Source organism: Arthrobacter sp. M2012083, from assembly GCF_000281065.1.
Lineage (GTDB): Bacteria > Actinomycetota > Actinomycetes > Actinomycetales > Micrococcaceae > Arthrobacter.
In genome coordinates this window covers 1-12,468 of sequence record NZ_AKKK01000062.1, presented here as the reverse complement: position 1 = coordinate 12,468, position 12,468 = coordinate 1, and the positions used below count along the sequence as shown (strand labels likewise).

The window sequence follows — 12,468 nt, the reverse complement described above, 5'->3', positions numbered from 1 at the left end:
TTCGGCGTCAGTCGATGTCCTCGATGATCTCCCCGTACGGTATGGATTCGTCCAGATGGGCTTGGTGACCGGTTGGGCCCCTGTTGAAGGTGATGCGGACGCCGTGTCGTTGGTCTGCTGCAGACTGGAGGAGAACCGGCCGTACGGCGTCGATGACGTGCTGGTCCTGCGAGGCAAGGTACTTCTGATAGGCGGCTGGTAGCGGATGCATGGCAAAAGAATAGACCCAGGAAGACCACATGGGGAGGGGTCCCCATTGCGGCGTTGCTCCAGGAAGGCTTGGATGGAGTGGCCGTTTCACATCAGCGCCAGCAAGGGGACCACGAGTGCAACAGATCACAGCCGTAGCCGGAATCGATGCACCGGACATGGCCCGTGCCCAGCAACTCGTCGGGAGCATCGTACGCAGCTTCGAAAACAAAGTGGTGGGCCAGGCAAGGCTGCGTGAGACGTTGGTTATCGGCCTGTTGACCGGTGGCCACGTCCTGCTGGAAAGTGTGCCCGGCCTGGCAAAGACCACCGCGGCCCAAGCAATAGCGGAGTCGGTGAGTGCAGAGTTTCGCCGGATCCAGTGCACGCCGGACCTGCTGCCCAGCGACATCGCCGGTACGCAGATTTTCGACGCCGTCAAAGGCACGTTTGTCACGCAACTGGGCCCGGTCCACGCCAACATCGTCCTGTTGGACGAGATCAACCGATCCAGTGCCAAGACCCAGAGCGCCATGCTGGAAGCGATGCAGGAACGGCAGACATCCATCGGCGGCGAGTCCTACCCCTTGCCCCAGCCTTTCCTGGTGCTCGCTACGCAGAACCCCATCGAGCAAGAAGGGACGTATCGTCTTCCCGAGGCGCAGATGGACCGGTTCATGCTCAAGGACGTTCTGGACTATCCAAGTCCTGCGGAGGAAGCGGAAGTCATCCGGCGCATTGACGCCGGAGTGTTCAACGCGGACCAGAAGCCTCCGGCGGCCGCCTCCCTTGACGCCGTAGTCCAGGTCCAGGAATTGGTACGCCGGGTCTACATCGATCCGGCCATCGTCCGCTACATCGTGGGACTCGCTTACGTCACCCGCAACGCCTCACAGTATGTGGAGCCCAGGCTGGCCAACGTCGTGGAATTCGGTGCCAGCCCGCGGGCAAGCATCGCCTTCAGCCAGGCAGCCCGCGCCATGGCACTGCTCAAGGGGCGTGACCACGTCATACCTGAGGACGTCAAAAACCTCGCACATCGGATCTTGCGCCACCGGATCATTCTCGGATTTGATGCAGTGGTTGAGGAAATTTCCGTGGAAACCGTGATCGATGCCGTGTTGGCATCCGTCCAGACGCCGTAGCAGGGCCTGCACGTGCCCAGCCTCCTCCGACGCGTCAAGTCGAAGATGTTCATCTTCGCCCACCGTAGGACACTGACCCTTCTTGACGGCGAATACGGTTCGGTCTTCAAAGGACGCAGCCTGGACTTCGACGAACTCCGGTCGTATGTCCCCGGCGACGAGGTCCGTGACATCGATTGGAAAGCCACGGCCCGGCACGGATCACCCCTGGTCAAGCGCTATGTCGCAGTGCGCCGCCACACGGTCCTGTTACTGGTGGATACCGGAAGGAACATGGCAGCACAGGCATTCTCCGGGGAGTCCAAGAAGGACATCGCCGTTCATGCAGCCGGCGTCCTGGGGTACCTTGCTTCCCGGCACGGTGACGACGTGGGGCTCCTGCATGGGAACGCCGTTGAGTCCAAGTACCTGCCGCCGCGCAGTGGCGAGGAGCATGTGGAGCGGCTGCTCCGTGAAGTGGATGCGAGCGCTTCCCTGGACGGTCCGGCCAGTGGCATCGCAGCGCAACTGGACTATGTGCTGAGGTACCTGAAGGGGCGCCTGCTCATTGTTGTCATTGCGGACGAATTCCTGCCGGATGCCCGCACGGAGAGCCTGATGCGCAGGTTGCGAGGCCGGCACGAAGTCCTGTGGCTGACCCTCCGGGACGCAGAGCTCACTGGTGAGGCAGGGAGCCAGGTGCAAGACAGCACGGACGTAGGCACGGGACGTGGAATTCCCCGGTCCGTGGCCGTGGACGGCAAAGTACGAGCGGCCTACGCTGCGGCAATGCTCAAACGCGACCAGGGGCGGCGAGATGTGTTCCACAGGCTGGGAATCGCCGAGGAACAAACAACCGCCAGCGGGAACGTCCTGGCTGCAGTCTTCTCACTCCTGGAAAAGCACCGCTCCGGAACCTTCACCACAAGAACCTTCGCCCGGGGTAGCACTCGTGCAGGATGACGCCGGCTTCTATTCGCCCCTGCAGTATCAGCCACAATGGTTGTGGCTTGGGCTCGTTCTGGTGCTCATCATCGGGGCTTGGTACGTATGGATCTTCCGGCCCGCCCGCAAGATGGTGCCGGTCCACGAAGATCCAGCCCGTCAGGTGACGGTGGTGCCTGACCTTGAGACACTTCGGGCCACCTGCCTGGCGGCAATCAGCGCCACAGCGCTGGACGCCGACGCCGGTCGCTTGCCGGAGCGCGACGCCCACCAACGGCTCAGCTTCCTCGTGCGGGAGTTCGCCGCAGCAGCCACCGGCCTGCCGGTGACCTCCATGACCCTCGACGACCTCCACCGCCATGACCTCATGGAACTTGCTGCAGTTGTGGCGGGCATCTATCCCAACGAGTTCGCGCCGCTACCCGTCCATACGGTGAGGCAATCCGCTGAGACCGCACGTCAGGTGGTCTTGGCATGGAACTAAGCTACTGGTGGATACTTCCCCTGGCGGCAGCAGCGGTGACCATCACCACCTGGCTGTACCGGCGCCGTCGTCCGCAAAGCACCAGGCCAATCGCGCACGGTGGGCGGCTCACTGAACTTCCCGAATACCAACAGGCATTACGTCGGCACCGCACCCGCTTGGCGCTCGCCGTGGTGTTGGGCGCGGTGTTCCTCGCTGCGACCGCCACGGCAGCTGCAAGGCCCATCCAACGCACAACAGAGCAGCCGGAAATAAGGAACAGGGACATCGTGCTGTGCTTGGACGTCTCCGGGTCCATGACCAGCACCGATGCCGCTATCGCTGCTGTATTCGAAGACCTCGCCAAGGAGTTCGACGGCGAGAGAATCGGCATGGTCATCTTCGACAGCAGCAGTGTGCAACTCTTCCCACTCACCGACGACTACCAGTACGCCGCTGAACAACTCACCCAAGCGAAGGAGGCCTTGGACGGCGGTACCGGGTCCTTCTTCGACGGCACCTGGAACGGGGAAGGCTCCTCGCTCATTGGTGACGGACTGGCATCCTGCATACAGAGCTTCCCCGACACCGGCGCAACTGATACCAAGCGAGGGGACAACCAGCTAGGAGACAACCAGCGCTCACGGTCCGTGGTGCTGGCCACTGATAATTTCCTTTCCGGGGCACCGATCTTTACCTTGGACGAGGCCGCAGCCCTGGCCGCCGGGAAAAACGTGAAGGTGTACGCCCTGAACCCCGGCGACATGGACTACGGCGAGCAACCCGAGCAGCCCGGTGCCCAGCTCAGGGCCGCAGCAGAAAGGACCGGCGGCTCCTACTTCACCTTGGACAGCCCCACCGCCGTGCCGGGCATTGTCCAAAAAGTGCAGGAAACCGAGGCCACGAGCTACCTCGCGGCACCGCAGGCAGTGGTTGCCGATACACCCGCCTGGCCTTTGGGTATCGCCTTGCTTGCCGGCTCGGGAATGCTGCTGCTCGGATGGCGGCTGGAGCCATGACCTTCGCCCCCATCATTGCGTGGCCCCTCCTGGCCTTGGCATTCGTCGCCGTGCTGGGCTTCACTGCCTGGAGCTACATGAGGCGTGTTCGAAGCCAGCCGCTTCGAACCTGGAGGCCCGCAGCCCTGCGGAGCGCCGCCGTCGTACTTCTTCTGCTCGCGGCTTTGCGTCCCGGTTGGGCAGGTGGCCAAGCCCAAACCGCCACCGCTGACCTCGACGTCTACTTCGTCGTAGACACCAGCACCAGCATGGCAGCCGAAGACTACAACGGAACCGGCACCCGGCTTTCAGGGGTCAAACAGGACGTCATGGCCATCGCAAAGGAACTCGCGGGAGCCAAGTTCTCCCTCATCACCTTCGACAACAAAGCAACCGTCCGCATGCCGCTCACACAGGACACAACAGCGCTCCAAACCGCCATGGCCACCTTGCAACCCCAAAACAGCAGATACGCCAAGGGGAGCAGCGTCACAGGCGCGGCGCAGCTCCTGAAAGAGAGGCTCGCAGCCGCAAATCAGCAACATCCAGGTCGCCCGGCAGTCGTCTTCTACGCCGGCGACGGCGAGAACACCAGTGCCGCGGCCCCGGCCCCCATGGATGCCACCCATGTGGCCGGGGGAGCGGTACTGGGGTACGGGACCGGTGAGGGCGGCCCGATGAAGGAAACCGCGGACCCTGACGCTGGATACGTGCAGGACAAAACCTCCAATAACCCACAGGACGCGGTCTCACGAATTGACGAAGCGCAGTTGCGAACCATCGCAGGGCAACTCCACGTCCCCTACGCCCACAGAACAGGCGCCGAGCCAACATCGGACATGTTGGGCCAGGCCCGCCCCGGCGCCATGACCGCCATGACATATGACGGCCCGGGGCGCGTAGAACTCTACTGGCTGCTCGCCCTGGCCGCTTTCCTCCTGGCAATCCACGAGCCGTTGCGGCACCTCACCGCACTTCAAACGCTTCGGCCAGCCATGCGGAAGGACCCCACCACATGACCGGCGACAAAGCACGACGGCGGCGAAGCAGCCTTTCGCTCTGGTCAGCGCCACCTGCGCTCGTGGCGCTCGCAGTTGCGGCGAAGCTCCTGAGTGTTGGGGTGCTGGGTGCCTCTGCCGGTCAGTCCTTCGATTCCGGGCAGCAGCAGGGGGTGGCCAACGCGGCGTCTTGGTTGCAGGTGGCCAACATTCTGGAGCCGCACAAGGCACATTTCGCCTCCGGGGATGCCCACGTTTTGGCGGGTGACTTCACGGCTGCGCGGAAGGACTTTGAGTCAGCCCTGAAAGCCGGCTCCGGCATCGATGAGTGCAAAGTGCGCGTCAATCTGGTCCTGAGCATTGAGAAGCTGGGGGATGCCGCGGGGGATCGGGATGCCGCCGCCCAACTGTTCAGGGAAGCCATGGCGGCAGCAACAAGCGCACCGCCGCAGTGCCACGCGGAAGGTCCGGCAAACGCCGCCGGAGAAGGTGACAGCCTGGATGCAGCCCAGGATCGGCTGGACGGCAAAATCACGCAGGGCGAGTCGCGGAACGACGGTGGATCCACACCCAAGCAGGAAGCGCCGTCGCCTCCGAAACAGGAACAGCTTCAGCAGCTTGAAGAGAACGCGCAACAGGCCCAGCGGGAGCGTTCGGAAGGTCAGGAACGCGGCGAGTACCTGCGAGGACCGGACAAGGCCCCGGGCGTAGATAGGCCATGGTGACTTCTCGGCGAACATTGCGACCGGCCGGCGTCGTTCGCAGTTGAAAGCTGTTTACGACTCCCAAAGGATTTCGTCGTCAACTACGCCGTCCTCATCAGCTGCCACTACCAGCAGCTCGTCGGTGAAGTGTGAGCCGAGGGTGAAGTCCAACACGAAGTACCGTTCCGGCTGACCCGGGTAGATGGCCACATGGCCGAGTTTGAGGGCTTTCAGGAAGACGTCGTTGGTGAGCTGGCCCTTGTCTCTGACACCAAAGACCGATTCGAGTTGCTCTTCCTTGAGCTGCGAGCTGTGGAAGTGCAGGAACTGTTGGGGGTTGGTGCCGTCCTGGTCGAGTTCATCGGCGATCATTTCCCTGACCTGGTCCACGAGTTCCGGCAGGAAGCGCAATCTATAGTCCACCTTGCGCATGGCCGCCTCATCGAAGTGGTCGTGCGCGGTGACATTGAGGTCCAGCTCAAGCTGGTTGCCGCCAAGTTCGTGTCTCGCGACGAAGCAATGTTCACGCCCGTGATTGAGCTCGATCTCCCCAAAATGTTTGCTCGCTACCTTGCCCATGTGATCAATCTAACCCCATCAACCGGCGGGTTCCAGCACTTCGCCGCAATTCACCTCTGGAGCTTGCGGCCCTTGACAGGAGCGGATTTCAGGGGATGAAGGCCACTCTTTCCGGAGGTGTCCCTGAGGGTGTCCGCAAGCAGCTGTGTGAACAACTGCACTTGGGCTGTGCGCTTTTCGTTGATGAGCAGGGCGAACACGTTCCGCGCCAGCCGGATGTCCGGTACGTCAAGAACCACGACGCCGGGTGGCCGGTTGCGCAGTGCCAGCTCCGGTACCAGCGAGGCACCAAGGCCGGCGGCTGTCATCTCCAGGCTCGCGTGGAAGTCGTCGCTGTACGCCACCACCCGTGGGTGCAGGTTGCAGCTGGCGAACAGGCGTTCGATCACCAAGGCATCGCTGGTGCCGGGATGGTGGACGATCCACGGCATATCGGATAGATGTGCTGCTTCGATCTCGGCGTCCTCGCGGATCTTCCAGGATGCCGGCAGCACTACGCGGAAGTCGTCGTCGCCAATCCACTGGCGTTCGAGTGAATGAGGCCACGCCAGGCCGGACTGCCCTACCTGGTAGACCAGCGCCACATCCAGTTCACCGCCGCTGCGCAGGCCTTGAATGGTTTGTGCCGGCTCGGCCACGGAGACCCGCAGCTCGATACCCAGTCCGCTCCATCGCTCATTCCTGAGGATGTCCGGCAGTACGTAGGTTGCGAGGCTGGGGAAAATGCCAAGCCTCAGCTCCTGCGCGGGGGAGTCATTGGTCCTGGAGGCTGCTGCCATGAGGGCCTCGACGTCGGTCAGCACTTTCGAGGCGTGCCGGGTCATGGTCAACGCGGCCTCCGTTGGGACAACGCTGCGGGCTGACCGCTGGAAGAGCTCGACGCCGGTATCGCGTTCCAGCGCAGCCATCTGTTGGGAGACTGCTGAAGCTGTGTAGCCGAGTTGGGCGGCAGCGGCTGCGAAGGAACCCAACCGGGTGACCTCCATCAACGTGCGGAGATGGAGAAGGTTGACCATCAGCCGATTTTAGCTGTTCGCCACGCCACATTTTCAAAGTGTCACGACACGCCGTATCCGGGCGACACGCTGAAGATTAAATGTGGCTAAGTAGTCCACAGGGTGTGGATGACATCTCTCAATTCGGCGGAATCACGGACATTTTGAGGGCCCCCGCCTGTGGACGAGCGGTGGATTGAATGACATACTTGTAATACATCATCTTGGGGTTCCGGCGAGGCGCTTGCACTACATGTAGTATCGATTTACGGATTGAGCGGGAAACCAGCACAAGACTAAATAAGCGTGTTGGCTGTCACGGCAGCCCGCGGGCCGGTATCGGATTCAGAACCTAGTTCCGGTTGAGCCCGCCAGATACGAAGAGCGACAGACTTCAACTAAGGGGACAGGGATCATGACCGTTACGGTTTACACGAAGCCGGCCTGTGTTCAGTGCAACGCAACCTACCGTGCACTCGACAAGAAGGGCATTGCCTACCAGAGTGTCGACATCTCCCAGGATGCCGAGGCCCTCGAGCGCCTCAAGGCCCTGGGCTACATGCAGGCGCCGGTTGTCGTGACCGAGCAGGACCACTGGTCTGGTTTCCGCCCGGACAAGATCGAGGAACTGGCCCAGGCTGTTTCCTCCGTGGCCTAAGTTTCCATTCAAACTTCGCCACCACAGCAAACTCAGAATTCCTATGTAGTCGAGGTGACTCCCATGGCACCGCTGGCAGCGGCAACCGTTCGCGAAGCTGCGGAAGCTGTCACCACCAGGAGTCACCTGATCTACTTTTCCTCGACCTCCGAGAACACCAAACGATTCGTCCAAAAATTGGGCAGGGATGCAGCGCGCATCCCTTTATATGCCCAGGATGCTCCGCTGCAGGCCCTCGAACCGTTCGTCCTTGTACTGCCCACTTACGGCGGAACAAACGGCGAAGGTTCGGTGCCGAAACAGGTCATCAGGTTTTTGAACGATCCCCGGAACAGGAAACTGATCCGGGGTGTTATTGGAGCAGGGAACACCAATTTCGCGGATAACTACTGCGCAGCGGGGGACATCATCTCCGTTAAGTGCAAGGTGCCGCATCTTTACAAATTTGAACTCATGGGGACGCCGGAAGACGTTCAACGGGTCAACGAAGGGCTGGAAAAGTTTTGGACACAACTGTCGCAGAAACAGAAGTAACCGGGGGCGCTGTGGACACGGTCAAGAAGCCGCTGCCTGAGGCTTTCAAGGGCCTGGGTTATCACGAGCTCAACGCCATGCTGAACCTGTATGGCCCCAACGGTGAGATCCAGTTCGAAGCCGACCGTGAAGCTGCGCACCAGTACTTCCTGCAGCACGTGAACAACAACACGGTGTTCTTCCACGACCTGGAAGAGAAGCTCGACTACCTGGTGAAGAACCAGTACTACGAGCGCGAAACCCTCGACCAGTACACGATGAACTTCATCCGCGACCTCTTCAATCGCGCGTACAAGAAGAAGTTCCGCTTCGAGACCTTCCTCGGCGCCTTCAAGTTCTACACGTCCTACACGCTGAAGACTTTTGACGGCAAGCGTTTCCTTGAGCGCTACGAAGACCGCGTCTGCATGGTGGCCCTGCACCTGGCCCGCGGTAACGAAGAGCTGGCCAACCGCCTCGTCGACGAAATCATTGACGGCCGCTTCCAGCCGGCTACCCCCACGTTCCTAAACGCCGGAAAGGCACAGCGAGGCGAGCTCGTCTCCTGCTTCCTGCTCCGCATTGAAGACAACATGGAGTCGATTGCCCGCGCCATCAACTCCGCGCTGCAGCTTTCCAAGCGCGGCGGCGGTGTAGCCCTTTCGCTCACCAACATCCGCGAGCACGGTGCCCCGATCAAGCAGATCGAGAACCAGTCCTCCGGCGTCATTCCCGTGATGAAGCTCCTTGAAGACAGCTTCTCCTACGCCAACCAGCTCGGTGCCCGCCAGGGCGCAGGTGCCGTGTACCTGCATGCCCACCACCCGGACATCCACCGCTTCCTGGACACCAAGCGTGAGAACGCCGACGAGAAGATCCGCATCAAGACGCTCTCCTTGGGCGTTGTGGTTCCGGACATCACGTTCGAGCTCGCCAAGAAGAACGAGGACATGTACCTCTTCTCCCCGTACGACGTCGAGAAGGTCTACGGCGTTCCGTTCTCCGATATTTCGGTGACCGAGAAGTACTACGAGATGGTTGATGATTCCCGGATCAAGAAGACCAAGATCAGCGCCCGCGAGTTCTTCCAGACCCTCGCGGAGATCCAGTTCGAGTCCGGCTACCCGTACATCATGTTCGAGGACACCGTGAACCGGGCCAACCCGATTGATGGCAAGATCACCATGAGCAACCTGTGCTCGGAGATCCTGCAGGTTTCTTCGCCGTCCATCTACGCCGAGGACCTGAGCTACGAGACCGTTGGCAAGGACATTTCCTGCAACCTCGGTTCCATGAACATCGCCAAGACCATGGATTCGCCGGACTTTGGGCTCTCCATTGAGACCTCCATCCGCGCCCTCAGCGCTGTTTCGGACATGTCGTACATCAACTCCGTGCCTTCCATCGCCCAGGGCAATGCCCAGAGCCACGCGATTGGCCTCGGACAGATGAACCTCCACGGCTACCTTGCCCGTGAGCACGTCCACTACGGTTCCGAAGAGGGCCTGGACTTCACCAACATCTACTTCTACACGGTGCTGTTCCACGCCCTGCGCGCTTCGAACCGCCTGGCCATCGAGACCGGCCAGAAGTTCGGCGGCTTCGAGAAGTCCACCTACGCTTCCGGTGAGTTCTTCGACAAGTACACCGAGCAGGAATGGGTTCCGGAGACGGAACGCGTCCGCGAGCTCTTCGCCGGCCACCACATCCCCACCCAGGATGACTGGCGCGAGCTGAAGGCTTCCGTCATGGAGCACGGTATCTACAACCAGAACCTGCAGGCCGTTCCGCCCACCGGTTCCATCAGCTACATCAACAACTCCACGTCCTCGATCCACCCGGTGGCCGCCAAGATCGAAATCCGCAAGGAAGGCAAGATCGGCCGCGTTTACTACCCGGCCCCTTACCTGACCAACGACAACCTGGAGTACTACCAGGATGCCTACGAAATCGGCTACGAGAAGATCATCGACACCTACGCCGCTGCCACGCAGCACGTGGACCAGGGCCTGTCCTTGACGCTGTTCTTCAAGGACACCGCCACGACGCGCGACATCAACAAGGCGCAGATCTACGCATGGCGCAAGGGCATCAAGACCCTCTACTACATCCGTCTCCGCCAGCTCGCGCTGGAGGGCACTGAGGTGGAAGGCTGCGTTAGCTGCATGCTGTGATCAGCCTTTATCGGTTGATAAATCGCGGCTTTAGCCGCAAACAAAACTAAAGAGTACGACGGCGGGTTACCACCCGCCGTCGTAGGCTTATCTCAAGAAAACCATCGCTTAAGGGGATGAAATGACCGAAAAGGTCAAGCTGCTGACACACGTCGAGGCCATCAACTGGAACAAGATCCAGGACGACAAGGACGTGGAAGTCTGGAACCGACTGGTCAACAACTTCTGGTTGCCGGAGAAGGTGCCGCTGTCCAACGACGTCCAGTCGTGGCACACGCTGACGCCCGACGAGCAGCAGCTCACCATGCGCGTGTTTACCGGCCTTACTCTCCTGGACACCATCCAGGGCACCGTCGGCGCCGTTTCGCTGATTCCGGACGCGATCACCCCACACGAAGAAGCCGTGTACACCAACATCGCTTTCATGGAGTCGGTGCACGCCAAGTCCTACTCGTCCATCTTCTCCACGCTGTGCTCCACCAAGGAGATTGACGACGCTTTCCGCTGGTCCCTCGAGAACGAGAACCTGCAGAAGAAGGCTCAGATCGTCATGGACTACTACCAAGGTGACGATCCCCTGAAGCGCAAGGTTGCTTCCACGCTGCTGGAGAGCTTCCTGTTCTACTCGGGCTTCTACCTGCCCATGTACTGGTCTTCGCGCGCCAAGCTCACGAACACGGCCGACCTCATCCGCCTCATCATTCGCGACGAGGCCGTGCACGGTTACTACATCGGCTACAAGTTCCAGAAGGGCTTGGAGAAGGTTTCCGAGGCCCGCAAGCAGGAAATCAAGGACTACACCTTCGAGCTGCTCTTCGAGCTGTACGAAAACGAAGTCCAGTACACGCACGACCTCTACGACGGTGTCGGCCTGGCCGAGGACGTCAAGAAGTTCCTGCACTACAACGCCAACAAGGCCCTCATGAACCTCGGCTACGAGGCCATGTTCCCGGCGTCCGTCACCGATGTGAACCCGGCCATCCTTTCGGCCCTGTCCCCGAACGCGGATGAGAACCACGACTTCTTCTCCGGCTCAGGCTCTTCCTACGTGATTGGCAAGGCTGTCAACACGGAGGATGAAGACTGGGAGTTCTAAGACGACGTCTATTAGTCGTCTTTTAGGAGGCGGACAGCGAGCAATCGCTGTCCGCTTTTTTGTGCGCAACTTGAGGCGTCGCAGCTCCAGCCGGTGGATGTCTATGTTCTGGAGGGGCGGTGTCCGGGCAGGGGTGGGGCTTTGGATTGGTAGCTGTGTCCGGTGGGGGTGCTGATTTCCAGGGTGTGGACGCCCCCGTGCGCGTCAGCATGTACGGTTTTGCTGGCCCAGCCGGGGTTTTCCTTGGTGTGGTTGCACGCCTCGCACAGTCCTGCACCGTTGGCGAGGTTCGTTTTCCCTCCGGAACGCCAAGGAACCACATGGTCGATATGCCGGATGGGCGCATCACAGTACGGCATCCGGCAGGTATCGTCGCGGGTTTCAATGAAACGCCGAAGCCGCCTCGGGAAGAGCCGGGCTTTGGAGTCCATGCTCAGGAGCTCACCCGTGGCCGGCGCGGTGTAAAGCCGCCGAAGCCAGACACTGAGCTCTGTATCCGGCGTTCCCGCGTGATCTTTGCCGGTTCGCCCCCGGCCGGAGGATAGGTTCGCCGCTGCCTGCCCCAAGGTTGCGGTCAGTTCCAGGGTTGCGGTCTGCCCCTGGGTTGCAGTCGGTTTCGCGGTTGCGGTTTGTCCCGGGCCGAGAAGTACCCTTCCCCATTCTGCGGGGACGATTCCGTAACCCTTGAGCCGGGCTGGTTCGCTGTCGCCTTGGAACAGGGTGCGGTCGGTCATGACAAGGTCCAGGTTGATCCCTGAAATCCCGCCAGGTGTGCCGGTGACGCGCTCGACCAAGGTATCGGCCATGACCTGACCACGGGTCGGGACAACGCCAGAGCCCGCATCACCGCTGGAACGGGCCGAATCAGCAGCCTGGCAAAGAGCAGCGTAAACCGCCACCCCTTGGGCGACCGGCAGCAGGGCGGTCAGGTACGTCATGGTGTCCGGGGCCGGGCGCAGGCTCACCATCCGCTCGGCGGCGGCACGGCTGGCGCGCCCGACCACCGACCGCGGATCCCGCCGATACGCCGCA

The 12,468-nt window shown here is 61.2% G+C and carries 14 protein-coding genes; 10 read left to right on the top strand and 4 right to left on the bottom strand.

Translation table 11 applies throughout. From position 1 onward, the window contains the following. Positions 1-7: 7 nt before the first annotated feature. Complete coding sequence (locus A477_RS0119585) at positions 8-211, bottom strand: hypothetical protein (RefSeq protein WP_237715847.1); 204 nt, start codon at positions 209-211, stop codon at positions 8-10. Between the two features lie 115 nt (positions 212-326). Here A477_RS0119585 and A477_RS0119580 point away from each other — a divergent pair, with 115 nt between their 5' ends. Genes A477_RS0119580 through A477_RS0119555 form a run of 6 tightly spaced genes read left to right on the top strand, consistent with a single transcriptional unit; the run spans position 327 to position 5,442 of the window. Beyond that, positions 327-1,334 carry an AAA family ATPase gene (locus A477_RS0119580; protein WP_017200565.1) on the top strand — a complete coding sequence of 336 codons (1,008 nt, stop codon included), beginning with the start codon at positions 327-329 and terminating at the stop codon, positions 1,332-1,334. A gap of 12 nt (positions 1,335-1,346) precedes the next feature. Beyond that, the gene (locus A477_RS0119575) at positions 1,347-2,276 is read left to right on the top strand and encodes a DUF58 domain-containing protein (RefSeq protein ID WP_017200564.1); all 930 of its coding nucleotides are present in this window, start codon (positions 1,347-1,349) and stop codon (positions 2,274-2,276) included. Next, the gene (locus A477_RS0119570) at positions 2,266-2,742 is read left to right on the top strand and encodes a hypothetical protein (RefSeq protein ID WP_017200563.1); all 477 of its coding nucleotides are present in this window, start codon (positions 2,266-2,268) and stop codon (positions 2,740-2,742) included. Before A477_RS0119575 ends, A477_RS0119570 begins: the two co-directional genes overlap by 11 nt. Next, a complete protein-coding gene (locus tag A477_RS0119565) occupies positions 2,733-3,740 on the top strand; it encodes a vWA domain-containing protein (RefSeq protein ID WP_017200562.1) in 1,008 nt (335 codons plus the stop codon). Before A477_RS0119570 ends, A477_RS0119565 begins: the two co-directional genes overlap by 10 nt. Further along, positions 3,722-4,738: a vWA domain-containing protein gene (locus tag A477_RS0119560; protein WP_026005783.1), complete on the top strand. Its 1,017-nt coding sequence runs from the start codon at positions 3,722-3,724 to the stop codon at positions 4,736-4,738. The genes A477_RS0119565 and A477_RS0119560 overlap by 19 nt, the downstream gene beginning before the upstream one ends. Next, positions 4,735-5,442, top strand: a complete 708-nt coding sequence (locus A477_RS0119555) for a hypothetical protein (protein ID WP_017200560.1) — start codon at positions 4,735-4,737, stop codon at positions 5,440-5,442. The genes A477_RS0119560 and A477_RS0119555 overlap by 4 nt, the downstream gene beginning before the upstream one ends. A gap of 51 nt (positions 5,443-5,493) precedes the next feature. Here A477_RS0119555 and A477_RS0119550 read toward each other — a convergent pair whose 3' ends face one another. Beyond that, complete coding sequence (locus tag A477_RS0119550; RefSeq protein WP_017200559.1) at positions 5,494-6,000, bottom strand: DUF2004 domain-containing protein; 507 nt, start codon at positions 5,998-6,000, stop codon at positions 5,494-5,496. Between the two features lie 50 nt (positions 6,001-6,050). Next, the gene (locus A477_RS0119545) at positions 6,051-7,016 is read right to left on the bottom strand and encodes a LysR family transcriptional regulator (RefSeq protein WP_017200558.1); all 966 of its coding nucleotides are present in this window, start codon (positions 7,014-7,016) and stop codon (positions 6,051-6,053) included. Between the two features lie 394 nt (positions 7,017-7,410). On the opposite strand from A477_RS0119545, the gene nrdH reads away from it, so the two are divergent. The 4 genes from nrdH to nrdF all read left to right on the top strand — a co-directional run bounded on the left by nrdH (position 7,411) and on the right by nrdF (position 11,436). Next, positions 7,411-7,653 carry a glutaredoxin-like protein NrdH gene (nrdH, locus tag A477_RS0119540; RefSeq protein ID WP_011775022.1) on the top strand — a complete coding sequence of 81 codons (243 nt, stop codon included), beginning with the start codon at positions 7,411-7,413 and terminating at the stop codon, positions 7,651-7,653. A 63-nt stretch (positions 7,654-7,716) separates the two neighbouring features. After that, on the top strand, positions 7,717-8,187 hold the full coding sequence (gene nrdI, locus A477_RS0119535) for a class Ib ribonucleoside-diphosphate reductase assembly flavoprotein NrdI (RefSeq protein WP_017200557.1): 471 nt from the start codon (positions 7,717-7,719) through the stop codon (positions 8,185-8,187). 11 nt (positions 8,188-8,198) lie between these two features. Then, the gene (gene nrdE / locus A477_RS0119530; protein ID WP_017200556.1) at positions 8,199-10,340 is read left to right on the top strand and encodes a class 1b ribonucleoside-diphosphate reductase subunit alpha; all 2,142 of its coding nucleotides are present in this window, start codon (positions 8,199-8,201) and stop codon (positions 10,338-10,340) included. Between the two features lie 121 nt (positions 10,341-10,461). After that, entirely contained in the window at positions 10,462-11,436 is a 975-nt protein-coding gene (gene nrdF, locus A477_RS0119525) for a class 1b ribonucleoside-diphosphate reductase subunit beta (RefSeq protein WP_011775019.1), read from the top strand. A 101-nt stretch (positions 11,437-11,537) separates the two neighbouring features. On the opposite strand, the gene A477_RS22585 is transcribed toward nrdF, so the two are convergent. Next, positions 11,538-12,468 (bottom strand): HNH endonuclease (locus A477_RS22585; RefSeq protein ID WP_017200555.1); only part of this gene is annotated, 931 nt, incomplete at its 5' end.